General features: G+C 49.6%; 29 protein-coding genes. 4 read left to right on the top strand and 25 right to left on the bottom strand.

The genetic code is table 11. The features are described 5' to 3' along the window. Positions 1-11: 11 nt before the first annotated feature. From rpsC to rpsJ, 8 genes are read right to left on the bottom strand one after another with little or no spacing between them, the layout of a single operon-like run. The gene (rpsC, locus tag D8682_RS17400) at positions 12-713 is read right to left on the bottom strand and encodes a 30S ribosomal protein S3 (protein ID WP_000529945.1); all 702 of its coding nucleotides are present in this window, start codon (positions 711-713) and stop codon (positions 12-14) included. 17 nt (positions 714-730) lie between these two features. Then, positions 731-1,063, bottom strand: a complete 333-nt coding sequence (gene rplV, locus D8682_RS17395; RefSeq protein ID WP_034461779.1) for a 50S ribosomal protein L22 — start codon at positions 1,061-1,063, stop codon at positions 731-733. 13 nt (positions 1,064-1,076) lie between these two features. Then, a complete protein-coding gene (gene rpsS / locus D8682_RS17390) occupies positions 1,077-1,355 on the bottom strand; it encodes a 30S ribosomal protein S19 (RefSeq protein WP_001138115.1) in 279 nt (92 codons plus the stop codon). A gap of 16 nt (positions 1,356-1,371) precedes the next feature. Then, complete coding sequence (rplB, locus tag D8682_RS17385; RefSeq protein ID WP_034499027.1) at positions 1,372-2,193, bottom strand: 50S ribosomal protein L2; 822 nt, start codon at positions 2,191-2,193, stop codon at positions 1,372-1,374. 17 nt (positions 2,194-2,210) lie between these two features. After that, the gene (rplW, locus tag D8682_RS17380) at positions 2,211-2,513 is read right to left on the bottom strand and encodes a 50S ribosomal protein L23 (RefSeq protein WP_034499029.1); all 303 of its coding nucleotides are present in this window, start codon (positions 2,511-2,513) and stop codon (positions 2,211-2,213) included. Next, entirely contained in the window at positions 2,510-3,115 is a 606-nt protein-coding gene (rplD, locus tag D8682_RS17375) for a 50S ribosomal protein L4 (protein WP_034461782.1), read from the bottom strand. The genes rplW and rplD overlap by 4 nt, the downstream gene beginning before the upstream one ends. Positions 3,116-3,125: 10 nt before the next feature. Beyond that, the gene (gene rplC, locus D8682_RS17370; protein ID WP_034461783.1) at positions 3,126-3,755 is read right to left on the bottom strand and encodes a 50S ribosomal protein L3; all 630 of its coding nucleotides are present in this window, start codon (positions 3,753-3,755) and stop codon (positions 3,126-3,128) included. A gap of 31 nt (positions 3,756-3,786) precedes the next feature. Beyond that, positions 3,787-4,098 (bottom strand): 30S ribosomal protein S10, encoded by a 312-nt coding sequence (gene rpsJ, locus D8682_RS17365; protein ID WP_034461784.1) that lies wholly within the window; start codon positions 4,096-4,098, stop codon positions 3,787-3,789. Between the two features lie 386 nt (positions 4,099-4,484). Between rpsJ and D8682_RS27470 the strand changes: the two genes are divergently transcribed. Beyond that, positions 4,485-4,997 (top strand): A24 family peptidase, encoded by a 513-nt coding sequence (locus tag D8682_RS27470; protein WP_074388513.1) that lies wholly within the window; start codon positions 4,485-4,487, stop codon positions 4,995-4,997. Here the strand turns inward: D8682_RS27470 and bfr are convergent. The 11 genes from bfr to fkpA form a co-directional block, all read right to left on the bottom strand. After that, complete coding sequence (gene bfr, locus D8682_RS17355; protein WP_064542973.1) at positions 4,981-5,457, bottom strand: bacterioferritin; 477 nt, start codon at positions 5,455-5,457, stop codon at positions 4,981-4,983. The two genes, D8682_RS27470 and bfr, sit on opposite strands and share 17 nt — an antisense overlap. 72 nt (positions 5,458-5,529) lie before the next feature. After that, a complete protein-coding gene (gene bfd / locus D8682_RS17350; protein ID WP_034461786.1) occupies positions 5,530-5,724 on the bottom strand; it encodes a bacterioferritin-associated ferredoxin in 195 nt (64 codons plus the stop codon). Positions 5,725-5,874: 150 nt separating this feature from the next. Continuing rightward, positions 5,875-7,059: an elongation factor Tu gene (gene tuf / locus D8682_RS17340; RefSeq protein ID WP_121814555.1), complete on the bottom strand. Its 1,185-nt coding sequence runs from the start codon at positions 7,057-7,059 to the stop codon at positions 5,875-5,877. Positions 7,060-7,132: 73 nt separating this feature from the next. After that, the gene (gene fusA, locus D8682_RS17335) at positions 7,133-9,247 is read right to left on the bottom strand and encodes an elongation factor G (RefSeq protein WP_034499038.1); all 2,115 of its coding nucleotides are present in this window, start codon (positions 9,245-9,247) and stop codon (positions 7,133-7,135) included. Positions 9,248-9,340: 93 nt separating this feature from the next. After that, on the bottom strand, positions 9,341-9,811 hold the full coding sequence (gene rpsG, locus D8682_RS17330; RefSeq protein ID WP_034499040.1) for a 30S ribosomal protein S7: 471 nt from the start codon (positions 9,809-9,811) through the stop codon (positions 9,341-9,343). Between the two features lie 90 nt (positions 9,812-9,901). Then, on the bottom strand, positions 9,902-10,276 hold the full coding sequence (rpsL, locus tag D8682_RS17325; RefSeq protein WP_003023654.1) for a 30S ribosomal protein S12: 375 nt from the start codon (positions 10,274-10,276) through the stop codon (positions 9,902-9,904). A gap of 126 nt (positions 10,277-10,402) precedes the next feature. Further along, positions 10,403-10,690, bottom strand: a complete 288-nt coding sequence (gene tusB / locus D8682_RS17320; protein ID WP_064542960.1) for a sulfurtransferase complex subunit TusB — start codon at positions 10,688-10,690, stop codon at positions 10,403-10,405. 6 nt (positions 10,691-10,696) lie between these two features. Next, the gene (tusC, locus tag D8682_RS17315) at positions 10,697-11,056 is read right to left on the bottom strand and encodes a sulfurtransferase complex subunit TusC (protein WP_064542957.1); all 360 of its coding nucleotides are present in this window, start codon (positions 11,054-11,056) and stop codon (positions 10,697-10,699) included. Further along, the gene (tusD, locus tag D8682_RS17310) at positions 11,056-11,442 is read right to left on the bottom strand and encodes a sulfurtransferase complex subunit TusD (RefSeq protein WP_064542954.1); all 387 of its coding nucleotides are present in this window, start codon (positions 11,440-11,442) and stop codon (positions 11,056-11,058) included. The genes tusC and tusD overlap by 1 nt, the downstream gene beginning before the upstream one ends. Continuing rightward, positions 11,442-12,164 carry a transcriptional regulator gene (locus D8682_RS17305; RefSeq protein WP_034460202.1) on the bottom strand — a complete coding sequence of 241 codons (723 nt, stop codon included), beginning with the start codon at positions 12,162-12,164 and terminating at the stop codon, positions 11,442-11,444. Before D8682_RS17305 ends, tusD begins: the two co-directional genes overlap by 1 nt. A gap of 178 nt (positions 12,165-12,342) precedes the next feature. Beyond that, positions 12,343-13,182, bottom strand: a complete 840-nt coding sequence (gene fkpA / locus D8682_RS17300; protein ID WP_121814776.1) for an FKBP-type peptidyl-prolyl cis-trans isomerase — start codon at positions 13,180-13,182, stop codon at positions 12,343-12,345. Positions 13,183-13,409: 227 nt separating this feature from the next. On the opposite strand from fkpA, the gene D8682_RS17295 reads away from it, so the two are divergent. After that, positions 13,410-13,628, top strand: a complete 219-nt coding sequence (locus D8682_RS17295) for a protein SlyX (protein ID WP_034460204.1) — start codon at positions 13,410-13,412, stop codon at positions 13,626-13,628. Positions 13,629-13,685: 57 nt separating this feature from the next. On the opposite strand, the gene slyD is transcribed toward D8682_RS17295, so the two are convergent. The 4 genes from slyD to kefG all read right to left on the bottom strand — a co-directional run bounded on the left by slyD (position 13,686) and on the right by kefG (position 16,946). Then, positions 13,686-14,270 carry a peptidylprolyl isomerase gene (gene slyD / locus D8682_RS17290; protein WP_064542948.1) on the bottom strand — a complete coding sequence of 195 codons (585 nt, stop codon included), beginning with the start codon at positions 14,268-14,270 and terminating at the stop codon, positions 13,686-13,688. Positions 14,271-14,369: 99 nt separating this feature from the next. After that, entirely contained in the window at positions 14,370-14,570 is a 201-nt protein-coding gene (locus D8682_RS17285) for a YheV family putative zinc ribbon protein (RefSeq protein WP_064542946.1), read from the bottom strand. 13 nt (positions 14,571-14,583) lie between these two features. After that, the gene (kefB, locus tag D8682_RS17280) at positions 14,584-16,392 is read right to left on the bottom strand and encodes a glutathione-regulated potassium-efflux system protein KefB (protein WP_064542942.1); all 1,809 of its coding nucleotides are present in this window, start codon (positions 16,390-16,392) and stop codon (positions 14,584-14,586) included. Next, a complete protein-coding gene (gene kefG, locus D8682_RS17275) occupies positions 16,392-16,946 on the bottom strand; it encodes a glutathione-regulated potassium-efflux system ancillary protein KefG (protein WP_121814775.1) in 555 nt (184 codons plus the stop codon). The genes kefB and kefG overlap by 1 nt, the downstream gene beginning before the upstream one ends. 122 nt (positions 16,947-17,068) lie before the next feature. On the opposite strand from kefG, the gene D8682_RS17270 reads away from it, so the two are divergent. Continuing rightward, positions 17,069-18,973: an ABC transporter ATP-binding protein gene (locus tag D8682_RS17270; RefSeq protein ID WP_121814774.1), complete on the top strand. Its 1,905-nt coding sequence runs from the start codon at positions 17,069-17,071 to the stop codon at positions 18,971-18,973. 42 nt (positions 18,974-19,015) lie between these two features. Here D8682_RS17270 and D8682_RS17265 read toward each other — a convergent pair whose 3' ends face one another. Then, positions 19,016-20,500 (bottom strand): nicotinate phosphoribosyltransferase, encoded by a 1,485-nt coding sequence (locus tag D8682_RS17265; protein ID WP_121814773.1) that lies wholly within the window; start codon positions 20,498-20,500, stop codon positions 19,016-19,018. Further along, positions 20,494-21,372 (bottom strand): ribose-phosphate diphosphokinase, encoded by an 879-nt coding sequence (prs, locus tag D8682_RS17260; protein WP_121814772.1) that lies wholly within the window; start codon positions 21,370-21,372, stop codon positions 20,494-20,496. The genes D8682_RS17265 and prs overlap by 7 nt, the downstream gene beginning before the upstream one ends. 175 nt (positions 21,373-21,547) lie before the next feature. Here prs and D8682_RS17255 point away from each other — a divergent pair, with 175 nt between their 5' ends. After that, positions 21,548-22,276 (top strand): NUDIX domain-containing protein, encoded by a 729-nt coding sequence (locus D8682_RS17255; RefSeq protein WP_121815725.1) that lies wholly within the window; start codon positions 21,548-21,550, stop codon positions 22,274-22,276. Positions 22,277-22,280: the final 4 nt, after the last annotated feature.

Raw genomic sequence — 22,280 nt, 5'->3', positions numbered from 1 at the left:
AGCGACTCTCCTTACTTACGGCCTTTACGCTGCTGCTTTTTAGGTTGAGCAGCCGGTTTTTCCGGTTGTTCAACAGCAGCCATCCCACCCAGGATCTCACCTTTGAAGATCCACACTTTAACGCCGATTACACCATAAGTGGTGTGCGCTTCAGAGGTGTTGTAGTCAATGTCAGCACGCAGTGTGTGCAATGGCACGCGACCTTCACGATACCATTCGGTACGTGCGATCTCAGCGCCACCCAGACGGCCGCTAACTTCAACTTTGATACCTTTAGCGCCCAGACGCATGGCATTCTGTACAGCACGCTTCATAGCACGACGGAACATAACACGACGTTCCAGCTGTGAAGTGATGCTATCAGCAACCAATTTTGCGTCCAGTTCAGGCTTACGAACTTCGGCGATATTGATCTGTGCAGGAACGCCAGCGATATCCGCTACGACCTTGCGCAGTTTTTCTACGTCTTCGCCTTTCTTACCGATTACGATGCCAGGGCGAGCAGTGTGAATAGTCACACGGATGCTCTTAGCTGGACGCTCGATAACGATACGAGATACAGACGCCTTCGCCAGTTCCTTAGTCAGGTACTGACGAACTTTAAAATCGCTGTCCAGGTTGTCAGCGAATTCTTTGGTGTTCGCAAACCAAGTAGAGTTCCAAGGTTTTACAATACCCAGGCGAATACCATTAGGATGTACTTTCTGACCCATTGCTAGTCTCCAGAGTCTCAGCGATCGGACACAACCACAGTAATGTGGCTGGTGCGCTTCAGGATGCGATCTGCACGACCTTTTGCACGCGGCATAATGCGCTTCATGCTTGGGCCTGCGTCTACGAAGATTTTCGCGACTTTCAGATCGTCAATGTCAGCGCCATCGTTGTGTTCAGCGTTAGCAATGGCAGATTCCAGAACTTTCTTGACCAATACAGCCGCTTTCTTGTTGGTGAAGGTCAAAATTTCCAGTGCCTGCGACACTTTCTTACCGCGAATAAGGTCTGCAACAAGGCGAACCTTTTGAGCAGAAGAACGAGCGTGGCGATGTTGAGCTAAAGTTTCCATCTCTTCCTCCTACTTATTTCTTCTTGGCTTTTTTATCAGCAGCGTGGCCGCGATAAGTACGTGTCGGTGCAAATTCACCCAGTTTGTGACCGACCATTTCGTCGGAAACAAATACCGGAACATGCTGACGACCATTATGGACAGCGATGGTCAAACCGATCATGTTAGGAAAGATCGTTGAACGACGGGACCAAGTGCGCAGGGGCTTCTTGTCACCGCTTTCCACCGCTTTCTCTACCTTCTTCAGCAAGTGCAGGTCAATAAAAGGACCTTTCTTGAGAGAACGTGGCATGGCTTATCCTCTAAAATTATTTGCTACGGCGACGTACGATGAATTTATCAGTACGCTTGTTGCTGCGGGTCTTCTTACCTTTGGTCTGAACGCCCCACGGAGTTACCGGGTGCTTACCAAAGTTACGACCTTCACCACCACCATGTGGGTGATCGACTGGGTTCATCGCAGTACCGCGAACGGTAGGACGAACACCACGCCAGCGTGCAGCACCTGCTTTACCCAGAACGCGGAGCATATGCTCAGAGTTGCCGACTTCGCCCATGGTTGCACGGCAGTCAGCTTCGACTTTACGCATTTCACCAGAACGCAGACGCAGGGTAACGTAAGCACCATCACGTGCAACGATCTGCACATAGGTACCAGCAGAACGTGCAAGCTGACCGCCTTTACCTGGTTTCATTTCTACGTTATGAACGGTAGAACCAACCGGGATATTGCGCATCGGCAGGGTGTTACCTGCTTTGATTGCAGCATCAACGCCAGATTGAATCTGGTCGCCAGCTTTCAGGCCTTTAGGGGCCAGGATGTAACGGCGTTCGCCATCTTTGTACAGAACCAGTGCGATGTTCGCAGAACGGTTCGGATCGTACTCAAGACGTTCAACAATTGCCGGGATACCGTCTTTGTTGCGTTTAAAGTCAACAATACGATAAGCCTGCTTGTGACCACCACCGATGTGACGAGTAGTGATACGACCATTGTTGTTACGGCCACCGGATTTGCTGTTTTTTTCAACCAGCGGAGCAAATGGTTTGCCCTTATGCAGCTCAGGGTTGACCACTTTAACTACGTGGCGACGACCCGGAGATGTCGGTTTACATTTAACAACTGCCATTGTTTTTCTCCTCCGACTTACTCAGCGCCGCCGACGAAGTCCAGATTCTGGCCTTCCTTCAGGGTGACGTAAGCTTTTTTCCAGTCGCTACGACGACCGATACGCTGTCCATGACGCTTAGTTTTACCTTTAACAACCAAGGTATTAACGCCTTTAACTTCAACTTCGAACAGTTTCTCAACAGCAGCAACGATCTCTGCTTTGGTCGCGTCTTTTGCAACTTTGAGAACGATGGTATTTGTTTTTTCCATCGCCATAGATGCTTTTTCAGATACGTGCGGCGCGCGCAGTACTTTCAGCAGACGTTCTTCACGGATCATGCCAGCATCTCCTCAACTTGCTTAACTGCATCAGCAGTCATAACGACTTTGTCGAAGGCGATCAGGCTAACTGGATCGATTGTTGCTGCGTCGCGCACGTCAACCTTATGCAGGTTACGCGCAGCCAGGAACAGATTCTCATCCAGTTCGCCAGTTACGATCAGCACATCTTCCAGGGCCATGTCTTTCAGTTTCTGAGCAAGCAGCTTAGTTTTAGGCGCTTCAACAGAGAACTGTTCGACAACGATCAGACGATCCTGACGTACCAGTTCGGACAGAATGCTTTTCAGCGCTCCGCGGTACATCTTTTTGTTAACTTTTTGACTGTGGTCCTGCGGGCGAGCAGCGAAGGTTACGCCACCGGAACGCCAGATCGGGCTCTTGATAGAACCTGAACGCGCACGGCCGGTACCTTTCTGGCGCCACGGCTTTTTACCGGAACCAGTTACTTCAGCACGGGTCTTCTGAGCACGAGTACCTTGACGGGCACCAGCTGCATAAGCAACTACAACCTGGTGTACCAGCGCTTCGTTGAAATCACGACCGAAGGTAGTTTCGGAAACAGTCAGCGCGCTTTGCGCGTCTTTCAATACTAATTCCATTGCTATCTCCTCACGCCTTCACAGCTGGTTTAACAATAAGGTCGCTACCGGTTGCACCCGGAACTGCACCCTTAACCAGCAGCAGGTTGCGCTCAGCGTCAACGCGTACTACATCCAGGCTCTGAACAGTTACACGTTCGTTGCCCAGTTGGCCTGCCATTTTCTTGCCTTTGAACACTTTGCCCGGAGTCTGGTTCTGACCGATAGAACCCGGAACGCGGTGAGACAAGGAGTTACCGTGTGTAGCGTCCTGGGTACGGAAGTTCCAGCGCTTAACGGTACCTGCGAAACCTTTACCTTTAGAGGTGCCAGTTACGTCAACTTTTTTAACTTCAGCAAACAGCTCAACGCTAATGTCTTGACCTACAGTGAACTCTTCGCCTTCTGCAAGACGGAATTCCCAAAGGCCACGGCCAGCTTCTACGCCAGCTTTAGCGAAGTGACCAGCTTCCGGCTTAGTTACACGGCTAGCTTTTTTAGCGCCAGTGGTAACTTGAACAGCACGGTAGCCGTCGTTAGCCAGGTCTTTAACCTGAGTAACACGGTTTGCTTCTACTTCGATCACGGTTACTGGGATAGAAACGCCGTCTTCTGTGAAGATACGGGTCATACCCACTTTTTTACCGACTAAACCAATCATTGTTTCAACCTCTCAATCGTCAATGACCTGATTAACCCAGGCTGATCTGCACGTCAACACCAGCAGCCAGATCCAGACGCATCAGAGCATCAACGGTTTTCTCAGTTGGCTCAACGATGTCAACCAGACGCTTGTGAGTGCGAATTTCGTACTGATCACGCGCGTCTTTGTTGACGTGCGGAGAGATCAGAACGGTAAAGCGCTCTTTGCGGGTCGGCAGCGGGATCGGACCACGTACTTGCGCACCAGTGCGCTTAGCAGTCTCGACGATTTCCGCAGTTGATTGATCGATCAGACGATGATCAAACGCTTTAAGGCGGATACGGATTCTTTGGCTCTGCATGAGACCATAGCTCCAATTATTTTATAGACGAAAAAAATCACTACTCACACCCATTACGATTGATGGGGGAGTGTAATCGTTCATACATAGTTCCCCAATTGGGAACATTGTCGACAGCAGCTTCGCTGTCAGGCTCATATCGAGCCAGCCGTCGATTAAGACAGGCCCGCGCATTATACGTAAATCTGCTTCTTAAGCAAGTCATGGATACGAATTAAACAATCTTTTGCATCTGGTTGCACTTCACCTCCCACAAAATTTGTAACACGATCTGATTAGCATATTCTCTGCGGAACATTACACGTAACTCTTCAAACTCCATTTTGCTTTACAAAGTTCATTGATTTAGCTTTAAAACTCATTTTGCCTGATACTGGTCAACCACGATGCTTATAGTCCCTTCTCTTCCGGCATTCCTTTTTATTGGCCTGCACATTGGCTGTCTATTGCGTTTAGCATGGGTCGATTATCATTGCCTACTTCTACCAGATAGATTGACGTACCCTCTGCTTTGGTCTGGTTTACTTTATCAAGTCTGTTTTTCCACTGACCATTTGTCGGAATGTGTAATAGGTGCAATTGCTGGGTATATGATTTTATGGATGCTTTACTGGATTTACTTTCTTTGGCGCAAGGTCGAGGGCATTGGCCACGGTGATATGAAGCTTTTGGCTGCACTAGGGGCATGGCATGGATGGCAAAGTCTGGGTTGGATTATATTTGCTGCAGCGATGACTGGTCTAATATGGGCATTAATAACACGAGTTTATCGGAAGAATTACGTGTTACTGACTACCACTCCGCTACCTTTCGGACCAAACCTTGCGATAGCGGGTGGTTCTATAGGGTGGATATGCACTTCCTTCCCACAGTTTAAAGAACTCAGTTTCCTTCTTTGATTTGCGACTGAAGATAATTCTGCAAACCAATTTTAGAGATGAGGTCCAATTCAGTTTCCAGCCAGTCAATATGATGCTCTTCTTCAGTAAGAATTTGGATGAGCATATCGCGACTGACATAATCATGAATGGTATCTGCGTAAGCAATAGCCTCACGTAAATCTTTGGCACCATCCAGTTCTAGTTTGAGATCAGACTGAAGCATTTCTTCAACATCTTCACCGATATGAAGTTTGCCTAAGTCTTGCAGGTTAGGAATGCCTTCGAGGAACAAAATACGCTCGATATATTTATCGGCGTGTTTCATTTCATCAATGGATTCGTGATATTCAACTTCGTTGAGGCGCATTAAACCCCAGTTTTTGAACATTCTCGCATGGAGAAAATACTGATTGATCGCGACAAGCTCGTTTCCCAATAATTTATTGAGATAATTTATTATCTTAATATCACCTTTCATTTTTTACTCCCTCCGCTTCCACTACATGAAGCGTAGATGTAGCACGGAGTAAGTCAAAAAAAAGTGACTGGCTTAGGCAATCTCTTTAAATTCTGGGATCTGCAATAGCTCTTCTTGCATGATTTCTCGTGCTGCGCGAATGCACTTGCCACACTGGTTACCCACTGGCACAAACTTGCGAAGCTGCTGGAAAGATTGTGGATGAAACTGGCGTACAGCCTGCCGAATTTTTTTATCACTAACACCATTACACAAACAAACGTACATAAGTACTCCCGTTCAAATTACGCGCAAATTGTAAATGAGAATAGTTATGATTACAATAGCACACGCTTGTTTGATGCACGTGATAAGCGGCAAAAAATGCAAAAAAAAAGAGCGCCTGAGCGCTCTTTTTTCATACAAAGATATCAGCGATTAAGCGATAACTTTAGCAACAACACCAGCGCCTACAGTACGGCCGCCTTCACGGATTGCGAAACGCAGACCGTCGTCCATTGCGATTGGGTGGATCAGGGTAACAACCATTTTGATGTTGTCGCCCGGCATTACCATCTCAACGCCTTCTGGCAGTTCGATGGTACCAGTCACGTCAGTTGTACGGAAGTAGAACTGTGGACGGTAGCCTTTGAAGAACGGAGTATGACGGCCGCCTTCATCTTTGGACAGAATATAAACTTCAGATTCGAACTGGGTGTGCGGCTTGATTGAGCCTGGCTTAGCCAGTACCTGACCACGTTCGATATCTTCACGTTTAATACCACGCAGCAGAACACCAACGTTCTCACCAGCACGGCCTTCGTCCAGCAGTTTGCGGAACATTTCAACGCCAGTACAGGTTGATTTCACGGTATCTTTGATACCAACGATTTCAACTTCTTCACCAACTTTAACGATACCGCGCTCTACACGACCGGTAACAACTGTACCACGGCCGGAGATGGAGAATACGTCTTCGATTGGCAGCAGGAACGGCTTGTCGATAGCACGTTCTGGTTCTGGGATATAAGTATCCAGGAAGCCAGCCAGTTCGATGATTTTAGCTTCGTAATCCGCGTCGCCTTCCAGTGCTTTCAGCGCTGAACCACGTACGATTGGAGTATCGTCGCCTGGGAAGTCGTACATAGACAGAAGTTCACGAACTTCCATTTCTACCAGTTCCAGCAGCTCTTCATCATCAACCATGTCGCATTTGTTCAGGAACACGATGATGTAAGGAACGCCAACCTGACGACCCAGCAGGATGTGCTCACGAGTCTGTGGCATTGGGCCATCAGTCGCAGCAACAACCAGGATAGCGCCGTCCATCTGAGCAGCACCGGTGATCATGTTTTTAACGTAGTCGGCGTGCCCTGGGCAGTCAACGTGCGCATAGTGGCGAGTCGGGGTGTCATATTCAACGTGGGAAGTGTTGATGGTGATACCACGAGCTTTTTCTTCTGGTGCGTTATCGATCTGGTCGAAAGCACGAGCAGAACCACCGTAGGTTTTAGCCAGAACGGTAGTGATTGCTGCAGTCAGAGTGGTTTTACCATGGTCAACGTGGCCGATAGTACCGACGTTGACGTGCGGTTTTGTACGTTCAAATTTTTCTTTAGACACGGCTATATTCCTTACTGTTGCGCTCTCCCCTCAAGGAGAGAGCACGGGATCAATGTTTTTTAAAACCCGGGGTTTATTTACCGCGAGCTTCGATTACGGCCTGAGCAACGTTGTTTGGCGCGTCATCATACTTCAGGAATTCCATGGAGTAAGATGCACGACCTTTGGTCAGTGAACGCAGTTGAGTTGCGTAACCGAACATTTCAGACAACGGAACTTCAGCGTGAATCTGAACGCCAGTAGCGTTAGATTCTTGACCTTTCAGCTGGCCACGACGACGGCTAAGGTCACCGATAACGTCACCAGTGTTCTCTTCTGGAGTTTCAACTTCAACCTTCATGATAGGCTCAAGCAGAACTGGTTTCGCTTTCTTAAAGCCATCTTTGAAGGCAATAGAAGCGGCCAGTTTAAACGCCAGTTCAGAGGAGTCAACGTCGTGGTAAGAACCGAAGTGCAGACGCACGCCGAGATCTACTACTGGGTAACCCGCCAGAGGACCAGACTTCAGCTGTTCCTGGATGCCTTTATCAACAGCAGGGATGTATTCCGTTGGGATCACACCACCTTTGATGTCGTTGACGAACTCGTAACCTTTCGGATTCGAACCCGGCTCCAGTGGGTACATGTCGATAACAACATGACCGTACTGACCACGACCACCAGACTGCTTAGCGTGTTTACCTTCAACATCGGTAACTTTCGCGCGAATCGCTTCACGGTAAGCAACCTGAGGTTTACCAACGTTAGCTTCAACGTTGAATTCACGTTTCATACGGTCAACGATGATGTCGAGGTGAAGTTCACCCATACCAGCGATAATGGTCTGGTTAGTTTCTTCATCAGTCCATACGCGGAATGATGGATCTTCTTTAGCCAGACGACCCAGAGCCAGACCCATTTTTTCTTGGTCAGCTTTGGTTTTCGGTTCAACAGCGATAGAAATTACCGGTTCAGGGAATTCCATACGCTCCAGAATGATCACATTGTCCTGATCACACAGGGTATCACCGGTAGTCACTTCTTTCAGACCAATAGCTGCAGCGATGTCACCAGCGCGAACTTCTTTGATCTCTTCACGTTTGTTAGCGTGCATCTGTACGATACGGCCCAGACGCTCACGTGCTGATTTCACCGGGTTGAACACGGTGTCGCCAGAGTTAACCACACCAGAGTAAACGCGGAAGAAGGTCAGGTTACCAACAAACGGGTCAGTTGCGATTTTGAACGCCAGAGCAGCAAACGGCTCGTTGTCGTCAGAGTGACGAACAGCCGGAGTGTCTTTACCGTCGTCCAGCATACCGTTAATCGCAGTAACGTCAGTTGGAGCTGGCAGGTATTCAACAACCGCATCCAGCATCGCCTGAACACCTTTGTTCTTAAATGCAGAACCACAGGTAACCAAGATAATTTCGTTGTTCAGTACGCGCTTACGCAGAGAAGTTTTGATCTCTTCTTCAGTCAGCTCTTCGCCACCAAAGAATTTCTCCATCAGTTCGTCAGAACCTTCAGCAGCGGCTTCAACCAGTTTCTGGCGCCATTCTTCGGCCAGTTCCTGCATATCAGCTGGGATCTCTTCGTATTCGAAGGTCACGCCCTGATCGGCTTCGTTCCAGTTGATGGCTTTCATTTTCACCAGGTCAACAACACCGGTGAATTTCTCTTCCGCGCCGATTGCCAGTTGCAGAGGCACCGGAGTTGCGCCCAGACGTTTTTCAATCTGATCAACAACTTTCAGGAAGTTAGCACCCATACGGTCCATTTTGTTAACGAACGCGATACGTGGAACTTTATATTTGTTTGCCTGACGCCATACGGTCTCAGACTGTGGCTGAACACCACCAACAGCACAGTAAACCATTACCGCACCATCAAGAACACGCATGGAACGTTCAACTTCGATGGTGAAGTCAACGTGCCCTGGGGTATCAATGATGTTGATGTGGTGTGGTTCGAACTGTTTAGCCATACCTGACCAGAAACAGGTGGTCGCAGCGGACGTGATGGTAATACCACGTTCCTGCTCCTGCTCCATCCAGTCCATGGTGGCTGCGCCATCATGAACTTCACCGATTTTGTGGTTTACACCGGTGTAGAACAGAACACGTTCGGTAGTAGTTGTCTTACCGGCGTCGATGTGAGCACTGATACCAATGTTGCGGTAGCGCTCAATGGGTGTTTTACGAGCCATTTGATTCCTCTATATCCTGGGACGTTCATTTAAGTAACCCAAAGCGGGCAGCTTATGTGAAGCGCCCGCTTGGTGACTAACACTCCGAAGGGATTACCAACGGTAGTGTGCGAACGCCTTGTTGGCTTCAGCCATACGGTGAACGTCTTCACGTTTCTTAACTGCAGTACCTTTGTTCTCTGCAGCATCAGAAAGTTCGTTCGCCAGGCGAAGAGCCATGGATTTATCACCGCGTTTACGAGCAGCTTCTACGATCCAACGCATTGCCAGAGCATTACGACGAACCGGACGTACTTCTACTGGAACCTGATAAGTAGAACCACCAACACGGCGGGACTTAACTTCGACAGTCGGACGAACGTTGTCCAGAGCGACTTCGAAAGCTTCCAGTGCTTGTTTACCAGAACGCTGAGCCAGGGTCTCCAGCGCGGTATACACGATAGATTCAGCAGTAGATTTCTTACCATCTACCATCAGAATGTTTACAAATTTGGCCAGCAACTCTGATCCGAACTTAGGATCTGGAAGAATTTTACGTTGACCAATGACGCGACGACGTGGCATGGGAATACTCCGTTGTTAATTCAGGGTTGTCCAAAACTCTATTGAGTTTGACATTTATTTAAAACGTTTGGCCTTACTTAACGGAAACCATTAAGCCTTAGGACGTTTCACGCCATACTTGGAACGAGATTGCTTACGGTCTTTAACGCCGGAGCAGTCAAGTGCACCACGAACGGTGTGGTAACGAACACCTGGCAAGTCTTTTACACGACCACCACGGATCAGGATCACGGAGTGTTCCTGCAGGTTGTGACCTTCACCGCCGATGTAGGAGGTAACTTCAAAACCGTTAGTCAAACGCACACGGCATACTTTACGCAGTGCGGAGTTTGGTTTCTTAGGAGTGGTAGTATATACACGAGTACATACGCCACGTTTCTGCGGGCAGGCTTCCAGCGCAGGCACGTTGCTTTTTGCAACTTTGCGAGCGCGTGGTTTGCGAACCAGCTGATTAACTGTTGCCATTAAATAGCTCCTGGTTTTAGCTTTTGCTTCGTAAACACGTAATAAAACGGCCTCATATAATATGAGGACGCAGAATTTTAGGGCTGAGCCGAAAAGGTGTCAAGAAATATACAACAATCCTGGATTTTACCAGGTAATCTGCTGTTCGTGTTTAACTGTCAATCTGACGAAGTCAGTATAGCTGACCTTGCCTATGCTGGTTGAAATTTGAGCAGTTAAGCCGCGGGCCTCAATATCTTCCTGCAGAGCGTAGATAGAAATGGGGGCAGCGAGCAACAAATCAAGGGCCTTCGTTCCTGAGAGTGCGACAATAACCGCATCCTGAATCAATAACAACTCATCGCCTTGCTTAACGCAGCGCAGCATCGATTCTAGATCCGTATGAAAAGGTGAATGTTGTAAAATATGCAGCATGTAGCCTCAGAAGGTTAGCACGACATCAAACTGATGAAGCATTTCACCCAGCGAATCCGGTTCTAGCGGTTTTGCATCCAGAACCCACGCATTGTCTGGTGATAATCCCCGCTCACGGATAGAGGCAGCACAGAGATAACACTGTTCAATGTCATATAACGGCAGTACACGAAATGTCGCGATGTAATCCCTGGCAAGAATAAGACCAGGCTGTTGCCCCGGAATCAACTGCAATATTCCGTCACCAATGAAAAACACCCCGATATCTTCTGTTAGTGCCGATGTTGCCAGCAAGGCATCTAACCCTTCCCGGCCAGCAGAGCTGCCATGGGGGGCTGATTTAAATACAAATGCCACACGCTTCATCAGAATTGCACCGTGCGATCGCATGTCAGCGTTGCTTGTGCCAGCGCCCCAAGACCACTGAGCGTAAAACCTGGCTGCAAGTTATGGTTCGGTAAACCGAGTTGAGTGGCTTGCTCTTCGTCCGTCACGCCACGACGCAGTGCCGCGGCGACACAGATATGCAGTTCAACGCCATGTTGCTGATGCAATTGCTGCCACGCATGCACGACATTGAATTCGTCGCTCGCAGGCGATGTCAGAAGGTTTGCGTTGAGGACACCTTCACGATAGAAAAACACGCTTTCTAACGTATGGCCTTGCGCGATGACAGCCTGAGAAAATTGCAACGCACTGCTCGACTGCTGAGTACCGTACGCCGGGCCTGTCACCAGAATAGCAAAACGCATTACTTATCTTGCCCCTGGAAATCACCGTTCTTGAATTGACGGATGTAGAGATAAACCGTGTGCTTAGAAATATTCAAACGGTCAGCAACCTGGTTGATCGCATCTTTAATATCAAAGATACCTTTCTCGTAGAGGTTCAACACAATCTGTCGGTTCTTAGCATTGTTGGACACATTGCGATCGGCATTCACTTCTTCAATCGTGAATTCCAGAGCCTGCATAACCAGATCTTCCACAGAAGAAGCAAAGTTAACGGATGAAGCAACTTCCGGCGTTTCCGGCGGAATAAACGTCGACATAATTTGCGAGAACGGCACATCCAGGTTGATGTTGATACACAACAGGCCGATGACACGTTCATCACGATTACGGATGGCGATAGTTTCTGATTTCATCAGAACGCCACTTTTGGCACGCGTAAAATAGCATTTAGAAACGCTACTATCCGCACCGGTCATATCATGCAGCATACGCAATGCGAGATCGGTAATTGGCGAACCAATTTTACGCCCGGTATGTTCACCATTCGCAATACGAATGGCAGAACATTTCAAATCTTGCAGCGAGTGCAATACAATTTCACAATGAGAACCAATCAGCATCGCTAACCCGTCCACAACCGCTTCGTAGGATTTTAATATTTCAAAGTCGGTTTGTTCAAAAGGACGCTGGTCCAGTAAGTCAAGCTCACTGGTTTCATTGGTTAAAAGCGAATTGGACATTTAAAGATACCACCCTCTACAGAGAGCCTGTCGCGCTTAAATGGTGTCAGGGCAGACTCATACTCAGTTGAAACGCCGTCTGCTAAGGTAATACAGCGTCAGATACGCTTTCCAGCTTTTATTATATCTTGCCTCAAATAAAAAACCGCCGCCCCTGAGGGCGGCGGTTAATCATACCTTACTTGCTCTTAGCTGCTTCAGCTTCTGGAGCAGGAGCGGCATCTGGTTTAGCGTCTGCTTTAGCGGCTGGTTTGATATCCAGCAATTCAACGTCAAATACCAGTGTGGAGTTTGCAGGAATTCCTGGAACGCCAGTTTTACCGTAAGCCAATTCTGGTGGAATAACCAGTTTGATTTTCCCGCCTTTCTTCAGGTTTTTCAGGCCTTCAGTCCAACCAGGGATAACACCGTCAAGACGGAAAGAGAGTGGCTCACCACGGGTGTAAGAGTTATCAAACTCTTTACCGTCGATCAGCGTACCTTTGTAGTTCACCACGACAGTGTCGCTATCTTTTGGTGCTTCACCGGTACCGGCTTTGTCGATTTTATACATCAGGCCAGTAGAAGAAGTTTTAACACCTTTCTCTTTTGCGAAAGTATCACGGAAGACTTTGCCTTTATCCGCATTTTCTTTAGCGTCTTTTTCCATTTTTGCTTGAGCGGAAGATTTCACGCGAGCTTCGAAAGCTTGCAGCGTCTGCTCAATTTCCTGGTCAGACAATTTGCTCTTGTCAGCAAATGCGTCCTGAACACCAGCGATCAACTGGTTTTTATCCAGTGTAATCCCTAGTTTTTCTTGTTCTTTCAGAGAGTTTTCCATGTAACGGCCCAGCGAAGCACCTAATGCGTACGCAGATTTCTGGTCGTCATTCTTGAATGCCGCGTTGCTGGCAGCAGGTGCAGTGGCAGCCGGAGCAGCGGTTGCAGGTGCTGCTTCGGTTGGAGCAGCGAACGCCGGAGCGCTCAGGGCAACGGCCATCGTGGTCGCCAGTAGCGTTACTTTAAACAGTGATTTCATCCATTTCTCCAGGGCCGGGGCCTCAAACCCCAAGGTTATTATCAACTAAGAGATGTACTATAACGTCGTGGAAGAAATCTACACAATCTCTCCGCGTCTTATCGAGACAATTTCAGACTCTTTTTGTTTAAAGAAGTTTCGTCCAGAGCAAAACTGCGCTGTAACATGCCGAATTTTTCAGTAGAATCGCCGGAAATTGTCCATCCGCAAGCAAGGAGAGATTAACCATGCAGCAAAAATCGACCGAACAACGGCTGGAAGAACTTGAGAGTCGTCTCGCTTTTCAGGAGATTACGATAGAAGAGTTAAATCAGACGGTAACGGCGCACGAATTAGAAATGGTCAAACTGCGCGAGCATTTCCGATTGCTGGTTGAAAAGTTAAAAGCTAGCCAACCGTCAATGGTGGCTTCAGAAGCCGAAGAAACTCCACCTCCGCATTACTAGCTATCAGCACAAAAAGAAAAGGCGTGTCAATGACACGCCTTTTTTATCTCTAACGGATTAGTGGCAACCGCAGCCGCCGTTACCGCCACAACCGCCTTTGCCATGTTCGTGATCATGGTCGTGGCCTTGACCACCACAGCAACCACCTTCGTGGTCATGGTCGTGGTGATGATCGTGCTCGCCGTGAACGTGACCATGAGCCAGTTCTTCAGCGGTAGCTTCACGAATAGCGATAACTTCTACGTTGAAGCTCAGGTTCTGGCCTGCCAGCATGTGGTTGCCATCGACAACAACGTGCTCATCTTCAACCGCAGTGATTTCAACAGGTACTGGACCCTGGTCGGTATCAGCCATAAAGCGCATACCTACTTCCAGCTCATCAACACCCATGAACACATCTTTAGGAACGCGTTGAACCAGATTTTCGTCGTACTGACCGTAAGCGTCATTTGCGCCAACGTTCACATCGAAACGATCACCCACTACGTGGCCTTCCAGCGCAGTTTCCAGGCCTGAAATCAGGGAACCGTGACCATGCAGATAGTCCAGCGGCGCACTCACCGGAGACTCATCGACCAACACACCATCTTCTGTACGTACCTGATAGGCCAGGCTGACCACCAGGTCTTTTGCTACTTTCATGATATCTCCTGAGCGAGCATGGGGAAAAAAACTGGCGCCGATTGTAGCGGAATTTAGCGCCGGTGTACCCCTAAGCTTAAAAAAAGCTGGCGCATCTCGCTAGTCCGGATGAAAAATCCCGATGACTTGCTCTTGTTCGCGAACATGCTCGCGTGCTTGCTTATCCGCCTCACGCATTTGGTGACCGCACTTAACACACTCAACAATATCGACATTATTCTCACGCCACATCGCGAGGGAATCCCGCGTCTGGCACTCAGGGCAAACAGCCCCGGCAATAAATCGTTTACGCACCGGCATTAGCTTCACCTTTTTATTCAAAATCATCCCAACCATCGAACTGGCGACGTTCTTGCTGCATCTCTCGTTCGAAGATCTCTTCTAATTCACGACGTGCTTCACGCACCCTGGAAATTTGTGCGTTATCGGTATGAATCGGCATTAATTCACGCAGCATGCTCATATCCAGACGCCGGAAATGAAGCTGCGCACGATGCGCCTGATGAGGATGCATTCCCAGCGTCATCAGCGCCTTACGCCCCAACTCTAGCGCACTGGAAAATGTCTCGCGTGAAAATTGGCTGACTCCAGCTTGCAACAATTCATGTGCTTCTACACGGCCCCTGGCGCGCGCCAGTATCGCCAGATGTGGAAAGTGTTGTTGACACAAATGCACCACTTTCATTGTGTCTTCCGGCTCATTACAGGTAATCACGATAGATTTTGCTGTCTCGGCACCCGCGGAACGTAGCAATTCAAGTTCGGTGGCATCGCCGTAGTAAACCTTATAGCCATATTTGCGCATCAGACTGACAGAACTGATGTCTCTCTCGAGTACCGTGATGCGCATTTTGTTCGCCATCAGCAAACGTCCAATCACCTGCCCGAAACGCCCGAAGCCCACAATAATGACTTGTGGTTGATCGTCTTCTACGTACGGTTTCTCTTCATTTTCATCATCAACAACATTAAAACGTCGAGCAAGAATAGCATCCACGCCTTTCATCAGTAGCGGCGTGGTCATCATCGAAAGTGTGACGGTCACCAGCAACAGTGGCATTTGGTCACCGCTGAACAGCTTTTGTGATGAAGCCGTAGAGAAAAGTACGAATGCAAACTCCCCGCCCTGACTTAGCACGCCTGAAAACTGTAAGCGCTCGGAACTCCGCAAGCCAAAAAACCACGAAAGGCCATACAACACCCCGGCTTTGACCGCCACCAGCACCAACACACCTAAAACGACCCAGAAGATATGGGTGTAGAGCACGCCAAGATTTAAAGCCATGCCAACGGAGATAAAGAACAATCCCAGCAATAATCCTTTAAAAGGATCAATGGCGATTTCCAGTTCGTGCCGGTATTCACTTTCCGCCAATAACACGCCGGCGATGAACGTCCCAAGCGCCATTGAGAAGCCCAGCGCATCCATAAATAACGCCGACCCCAATACCAGCAGCAATGCCGCGGCAGTAAACACTTCACGCACGCCGGAACCAGCAATAAACCGGAAGACAGGTTTCAGCAGGTAACGTCCGCCAATCAACATGCCAGCGAAAGCCAGCACTTTGAGGCCGATTTTTATCCAGTCCGTATGACCACCGTCATTACCCGCCAACAGCGGTACCAGCGCTATCGCCGGGATCACCGCTAAATCCTGAAACAGCAGTACAGAAAAACCGAGCTGCCCGGACTCATTGCGATTCATGCCTTTGTCGCGCATCAACTGCAACGCCATCGCAGTTGATGACATCGCCAGTCCAATACCGCCAATCACTGCCGCCTGCCAGGAAAACTGCGTCAGCATCAGCAAACCTGCCAACACCACCGCACTGAGCAACACTTGTGCCGCCCCCACGCCAAAAATAGAGCGCCGGAGTTGCCACAATTTAGCCGGATTCAACTCCAGCCCGATGATAAACATCAGGAACACCACGCCCAATTCAGAGAAGTGAAGAATTTCATCCACGTCACTGATAAAACCTAAGCCCCACGGCCCAATCGCGATACCCGCCAACAAATAGCCAAGCACCGCGCCAATGCCTAAACGGGCAGCAATGGGCACCGCCACCACCGCGGCAAATAAAAACAACACTCCCGCCATCAATACGTCAGAACCTTCCATTAGCGACCTCCCGGCAATAACGGTGCAGCCAACCACTCGCCATAAGCCTTCGCATGGCTGGCAAGCTCCTGGGGAGACTGACGGCGCGCCCAGTACACAATGATGGGATTCATCCAGTGCATACGGCACATCGCGGCAGTAAGTTCAAAAGGACGCAAAATATCGGTCAGCGGAAAGCGATTAAAACCGTCATGCCGATAGGCACCTTCCGGCTCTCCGGTGGTAATCACACTACGCCAATACTTTCCCTCCAGAGCATTCCCTCCGACACCGCTGGCAAAACCACGGCTCAACACACGGTCCAGCCACTCTTTGAGTAACGCCGGGCAGCTATAGGTATAAAGGGGATGCTGGAAGACGATGACATCATGCTCTTGCAGCAATGCTTGCTCGCGATAGATATCGATAAAAAAATCAGGATAGTGCGCATAAAGGTCATGCACTGTGACATTAGCGAGCTTCTGCGCCGACTGGAGTAGGACGCGGTTTGCGACCGAGTCTTGTGACTCCGGATGAGCATATAGCAGCAAAACTTTCGGCGGCTGCAACATCATTACCCTCCAGGGCGTCGTCATAGTCTTTATTTTGGGCTACCATGCAGCCCGACGCGAAGGCTGAAGCTTCACGTTACCTAAATATAATGACAATTTAACATACTCTGAACATACGGCGCTTTATGATTGTTTTCTCCTCGTTACAAATTCGTCGCGGTACCCGCGTTCTGCTGGATAACGCCACCGCTACCATCAATCCGGGCCAAAAAGTGGGTCTGGTGGGTAAAAACGGCTGCGGCAAATCCACGCTGCTGGCGCTGCTGAAGAACGAGATCAGCGCCGATGGCGGAAGTATGACCTTTCCAGGCAACTGGGCATTAGCCTGGGTAAACCAGGAAACCCCGGCGCTGGCCATGCCCGCCATTGAATATGTTATTGATGGCGACCGTGAATTCCGCCAGCTTGAAGCCGAACTGGCAAAAGCCAATGAGCGCAATGACGGTCATGCTATCGCGCTGGTTCACGGTAAACTGGATTCAGTTGACGCCTGGACGATTCGCTCTCGTGCTTCCAGCCTGCTGCATGGTTTAGGCTTCAGCAATGAACAACTCGAACGCCCGGTTAGCGACTTTTCCGGTGGCTGGCGTATGCGCCTCAACCTGGCACAGGCGCTGATTTGCCGTTCTGATTTGCTGCTGCTCGATGAACCAACCAACCACCTGGACTTAGACGCCGTTATCTGGCTCGAGCGCTGGTTGAAAAGCTATCAGGGCACCTTGATTCTGATTTCCCACGACCGCGACTTCCTTGATCCGGTGGTCAGTAAAATCATTCATATCGAGCAGGAATCGATGTTTGAATACACCGGTAACTACTCGTCGTTTGAAGGCCAGCGTGCGACACGCCTTGCTCAGCAACAGTCGATGTATGAAAGCCAGCAGGAGCGCGTCGCGCATTTGCAAAGCTTTATCGACCGCTTTAAAGCCAAAGCTAGTAAAGCAAAGCAGGCCCAAAGCCGCGTGAAGATGCTTGAGCGCATGGAATTGATTGCGCCAGCGCACGTCGACAACCCATTCCATTTCAGTTTCCGTGCTCCTGAAAGCTTGCCAAACCCACTGCTGCGCATGGAAAAAGTCAGCGCCGGTTATGGCGACCGCGTGATCCTTGATTCCATCAAGCTGAACCTGGTTCCAGGCTCGCGCATCGGTCTGCTTGGCCGTAACGGCGCAGGTAAATCGACGCTTATCAAACTACTGGCGGAAGAAATTCAACCATTGCAGGGTGATATTGGTCTGGCTAAAGGCATCAAGCTGGGTTACTTCGCGCAGCATCAGCTCGAATACTTACGCGCTGACGAGTCACCATTGCAGCACCTGGCGCGTATTGCACCGAAAGAGCTGGAGCAAGGGTTGCGGGACTACCTCGGCGGTTTTGGCTTCCGTGGCGATAAGGTCACCGAACATACGGCACGTTTCTCAGGCGGTGAAAAAGCACGTCTGGTTCTGGCGCTCGTCGTCTGGCAGCGCCCTAACCTGCTGCTGCTTGATGAACCGACCAACCACCTTGATCTCGACATGCGTCAGGCGCTAACCGAAGCATTGATTGACTTCGAAGGCGCGCTGGTCGTTGTGTCGCACGACCGCCACTTACTGCGCTCGACCACTGACGATTTGTATCTGGTTCACGACGGTAAAGTCGAAGCGTTTGATGGCGATCTGGAAGACTACCAACAGTGGCTTATTGACCTGCAAAAGCAGGAAAACCAGCCGTTGGATTCGGCAAAAGATAACGTCAACAGTGCGCAGGTGCGTAAAGACCAAAAGCGCCGTGATGCCGAGTTACGTACCCTGACTCAACCACTGCGCAAGCAAATCACCACGCTTGAAAAGCAAATGGAAAAGTTAAATGCGCAGCTTGCAGCAGTAGAAGAGAAGCTGGCTGATAGCGCCATTTACGACCAAAGTCGTAAAGCGGAAATGACCGAATGCCTGCAAACTCAGGTGAAGGTGAAAGCGGCGCTAGAAGAGTGTGAGATGGAATGGCTGGATGCGCATGACCAGTTAGAACAGATGATGCAGGCTGAATAAAATCAATGGGGGAAGAAATTCCCCCATTAGTGAATTATACCCTCACAAAGCCGCCACCAGCCGTTGACGAATGGTTTCCAGGTGGTCGGTATTATAAAGTTTGCCATCAAGGAAGCGGGTTTTTAGCTCTCCTTCCTGCTCCTGCTGCCAGGTTTGCTCATCGTGAAGCTGGAAATCTCCCGCCTCATCGCGCACCACTTGCAACAACCCTCTGGCCGAACGCTTAAGGCCGTTATCGGTTTTCGGCTCTTTGAAGATAACCCTTCCGACTCCGTTCACCTCGCCATAAGTGGCCTTCATCGCAAACCCGAAAGTGTCACGCGTGTGGTATTGGTAGGTAAAAGACCCGACGCCAAACACCACATTCGAGCTGGCAAAACCTTTCGCTTCCAGGCGGCGCAGAATTTCTTCTGCTCGCTCAAGCGTAATGGAATCACCATAGATCAGCCCGACATGCGGATCTAACACCTTGTAGCCTTTCTCGTTGATGGTGCCGCCAAAAATCTCCCACAACACTTCTACCGACCCTTTTTCCTGCGCGGTGCGTTCAGGGGAATTATCTGCCCCCGTACCGCAGAGTATATCCACCGGGTCGCCGCTGTCCGGGCGAAACACCACGCGCCCCTGACGCGACATAATTAACGGCTTAAGCTCCCTGGTGTATTCCGTCAACACCTGCCAGTAATCCCAGGTATCAGAAACTATCGACACAAATCCCTGTGGATATAAGTCAGCAATCAGGCGGCGAAAAGTTTCGATTTCATGATTTTTCTCGCCCATGCACATCACGCTGTGTTCCGTTGCCGGAATACTTGCCGCGATAAAATAGTCCTGGCTGTCGGTGTAGTGCTGCCGGGCATAGAGAATGGCAGGAATGCTGTCCGTGCCTTTGAAACTCAAAAGATGGCCACAGCCGGATTGCGCCGCATCATGTAAACCCGACATGCCGCGAAACGCAAAATCATGGCACTGGAAATCAAGATGGCTAAGATCGCTACAGGTCCGTTCCGCCCAACGCTGGCAAATTTTGCGGTAATGATGGGCGATAGTGGCGCAGGTGGAGGATTTCCACAGTTCAGCAGAGAGCACGGTTTCAAGATAATTCACCAGCCAGAAAAATTCGTCTCGGGTATTGGTGATAGTCAGGACCGGAATTTTCATGCCGACTTTGCTGCCTTCATCTAATCCCTTGATATGCAAAGGCAGGTATCCCAGGCGATGCAATGCGCGGATCGGTTCAATCGCCACAGTGTCTTTACCGATATAGCTGTCCATGAGCTGCTTGTATTCAGCAACCACCTGCTCCTCAGGCGCGGCGAAAAACTTTTCATTAAACAGATCCACCATAAACCACTGCAAAAAGCCCTGAAGCCCGAAAAACACCAGCTTGCCGTCGTCTACCGGAGAATGAAAATAGTGGTCGCTGCGCGGGGTAAAGTTTGAATAAACCTTTGTTGTCCCCAGCGGATATTGTTCACGATGCGAAACCTTGTAGCCATCAATCGCCAGAATAGGGTTCATTAACATGATTTCATCTCCTGTGCCTGGAAGAGTGGCGCAATATCAATAAGTTCAACGCCTTGTTGCGCAGCCTCTGCGGGCGCAATGGATGTCGTCGTGTAGATTTTGTCGATCCCCTGATTCAGAAGATGTGCCACTCCTTTTGAAAAAAGACCGTGCGTCACATACAAACTGACACTCCGTGCGCCAGCCTTGCGCAGCACTTCGGCTGAACCTATAAATGTTCCTCCTGCGTCGCAAAGATCGTCGGCAATCAGCACGTCTTTCCCTGCCACATCGCCTGCAACTAATGCAAAACCGGTCAGCACGCCGCTTTCCACATCGCGCTGCTTGGTCATGATACCGAAGGTGCTCGCCCCGGTAGCCTGAGCCACCAGATGGATTTTTTTCAATGCGCCCGCGTCCGGGGCAATCAGCATTAACCGCCCTTCGCGTAATGCGCTAACCAGAGTGTCGCTCCCCTGTAGACAGACTTCCTGCGGGATAGCCACCAGATTATTAATGGCAGCAGCGGCAGCTTCGCTGTGAGGGTCAAGGACAAACACTTTGTCGAAACCGAGGGTATTGAGCTGCGTGGCAAACACTTTAAGCGCAAAACTATCTCCGGCTTGCATATGCCGATCCTGTCGGGCATAAGGCAGCCAGGGAAGTTCAAGGTGGCTGAAACGCACATCGCAAGCATGGCGAATCGCCTCCACCAACTGCGCCAACAGCATAAAATCATCCATGTTTTTCATTGCGCAGGCGCGAATCCGCATCAACTCTACACGTTTAGGTAACGTACCCTGCACCTTCAACCAGACCGCACCATCAGGAAACACACCGCTGTTAATTTCCGGGGTGATGCCATCCAGAGAAACCTCAAGTTTTATCGCCATAATGTCGTGTCCTTCCTCTTTATTTCGATTATTGTCCTTGTGACACATTTAATATTGTCCATAAGACAATATTAAGCAAGCACTATTTTTTGCCGATCCTGGTTGATAAAGGTTGTCAGTGGCGATGGACATCCGTAAATTTGTCCTAACGACAGTTTTAAGCGTACATATCGTTATGCGTTCTGAAGAAAGATACCTGAAAGATTATGATGCCTCGCGCTTCGCCTCTCCGATTGTCACTGTCGATAACGTATTGTTTTCGCTGGATAACAATGAACTAAGCGTATTATTGGTTAAACGAGCTAATCACCCTTATCAGGGGACCTGGGGGCTGCCCGGTGGGTTTATTGATATGACCCTGGATGAGTCCACGCGTGATACCGCCTTACGCAAACTGGTTGAAAAAACGGGCGTCATTCCCCCGTGGCTCGAACAACTGGAAACCTTCTCTGGCAAGTATCGTGATCCACGCGGCTGGAGCCTGACGACGGCCTGGTTCGCCCTGATCGCCAGAACCGATTGCCAGCCACATATTGAAAGCGTCAGCGATGCGAAATGGTTACCGACTCACCAACTGACGCAGCAGACTCTGGCCTTTGATCACGGTGAGATTATTACCCATGCGTTAAACCGGCTACGGCAAAAAACGCGCTATTCACTATTGCCGGTCTATTGCCTGGCAGAAGAGTTCACGCTCACGCAATTGCAGGAAGCGACAGAAATTATTCTCGGGCAGGCGATACAGCGCAAAAGCCTGATTCGCCGCTTTGAGGCGTCAGGCATGTTTGAAGATACAGGGAAAAGTAAGGCGACTGGGGCGCGTAAAGCGCGGCTTTATCGGAGAAAAGAAGGAGTGGATATCCATCTTTTCTCACGTAACTTGCTCAATGATACTGCCGGGTAGCGGC

The organism is Buttiauxella sp. 3AFRM03 (assembly GCF_003675305.1).
Classification (GTDB): Bacteria; Pseudomonadota; Gammaproteobacteria; order Enterobacterales; family Enterobacteriaceae; genus Buttiauxella; species Buttiauxella ferragutiae.
Note: the sequence above shows the minus strand (reverse complement) of the source record. Positions and strands in the feature narration are given on the sequence as shown.

Bases quoted from the DNA above. Each gene is read 5' to 3' on its own strand.
- kefG (WP_121814775.1), bottom strand. From the start codon at position 16,946: ATGATGTTGCAGCCGCCGAAAGTTTTGCTGCTATATGCTCATCCGGAG.
- rplB (WP_034499027.1), bottom strand. From the start codon at position 2,193: ATGGCAGTTGTTAAATGTAAACCGACATCTCCGGGTCGTCGCCACGTA.
- rpsS (WP_001138115.1), bottom strand. From the start codon at position 1,355: ATGCCACGTTCTCTCAAGAAAGGTCCTTTTATTGACCTGCACTTGCTG.
- tusC (WP_064542957.1), bottom strand. From the start codon at position 11,056: ATGAAGCGTGTGGCATTTGTATTTAAATCAGCCCCCCATGGCAGCTCT.
- rplD (WP_034461782.1), bottom strand. From the start codon at position 3,115: ATGGAATTAGTATTGAAAGACGCGCAAAGCGCGCTGACTGTTTCCGAA.
- D8682_RS27470 (WP_074388513.1), top strand. From the start codon at position 4,485: ATGCTTATAGTCCCTTCTCTTCCGGCATTCCTTTTTATTGGCCTGCAC.
- tusD (WP_064542954.1), bottom strand. From the start codon at position 11,442: ATGCGTTTTGCTATTCTGGTGACAGGCCCGGCGTACGGTACTCAGCAG.
- rpsJ (WP_034461784.1), bottom strand. From the start codon at position 4,098: ATGCAGAGCCAAAGAATCCGTATCCGCCTTAAAGCGTTTGATCATCGT.
- rpsL (WP_003023654.1), bottom strand. From the start codon at position 10,276: ATGGCAACAGTTAATCAGCTGGTTCGCAAACCACGCGCTCGCAAAGTT.
- bfr (WP_064542973.1), bottom strand. From the start codon at position 5,457: ATGAAAGGTGATATTAAGATAATAAATTATCTCAATAAATTATTGGGA.
- D8682_RS17255 (WP_121815725.1), top strand. From the start codon at position 21,548: ATGCGTTCTGAAGAAAGATACCTGAAAGATTATGATGCCTCGCGCTTC.
- D8682_RS17305 (WP_034460202.1), bottom strand. From the start codon at position 12,164: ATGTCCAATTCGCTTTTAACCAATGAAACCAGTGAGCTTGACTTACTG.
- rplW (WP_034499029.1), bottom strand. From the start codon at position 2,513: ATGATCCGTGAAGAACGTCTGCTGAAAGTACTGCGCGCGCCGCACGTA.
- fusA (WP_034499038.1), bottom strand. From the start codon at position 9,247: ATGGCTCGTAAAACACCCATTGAGCGCTACCGCAACATTGGTATCAGT.
- prs (WP_121814772.1), bottom strand. From the start codon at position 21,372: ATGGCGATAAAACTTGAGGTTTCTCTGGATGGCATCACCCCGGAAATT.
- slyD (WP_064542948.1), bottom strand. From the start codon at position 14,270: ATGAAAGTAGCAAAAGACCTGGTGGTCAGCCTGGCCTATCAGGTACGT.
- D8682_RS17285 (WP_064542946.1), bottom strand. From the start codon at position 14,570: ATGCCGGTGCGTAAACGATTTATTGCCGGGGCTGTTTGCCCTGAGTGC.
- D8682_RS17265 (WP_121814773.1), bottom strand. From the start codon at position 20,500: ATGTTAATGAACCCTATTCTGGCGATTGATGGCTACAAGGTTTCGCAT.
- bfd (WP_034461786.1), bottom strand. From the start codon at position 5,724: ATGTACGTTTGTTTGTGTAATGGTGTTAGTGATAAAAAAATTCGGCAG.
- tusB (WP_064542960.1), bottom strand. From the start codon at position 10,690: ATGCTGCATATTTTACAACATTCACCTTTTCATACGGATCTAGAATCG.
- D8682_RS17270 (WP_121814774.1), top strand. From the start codon at position 17,069: ATGATTGTTTTCTCCTCGTTACAAATTCGTCGCGGTACCCGCGTTCTG.
- kefB (WP_064542942.1), bottom strand. From the start codon at position 16,392: ATGGAAGGTTCTGACGTATTGATGGCGGGAGTGTTGTTTTTATTTGCC.
- rplC (WP_034461783.1), bottom strand. From the start codon at position 3,755: ATGATTGGTTTAGTCGGTAAAAAAGTGGGTATGACCCGTATCTTCACA.
- rpsC (WP_000529945.1), bottom strand. From the start codon at position 713: ATGGGTCAGAAAGTACATCCTAATGGTATTCGCCTGGGTATTGTAAAA.
- rplV (WP_034461779.1), bottom strand. From the start codon at position 1,063: ATGGAAACTTTAGCTCAACATCGCCACGCTCGTTCTTCTGCTCAAAAG.
- D8682_RS17295 (WP_034460204.1), top strand. From the start codon at position 13,410: ATGCAGCAAAAATCGACCGAACAACGGCTGGAAGAACTTGAGAGTCGT.
- fkpA (WP_121814776.1), bottom strand. From the start codon at position 13,182: ATGAAATCACTGTTTAAAGTAACGCTACTGGCGACCACGATGGCCGTT.
- rpsG (WP_034499040.1), bottom strand. From the start codon at position 9,811: ATGCCACGTCGTCGCGTCATTGGTCAACGTAAAATTCTTCCAGATCCT.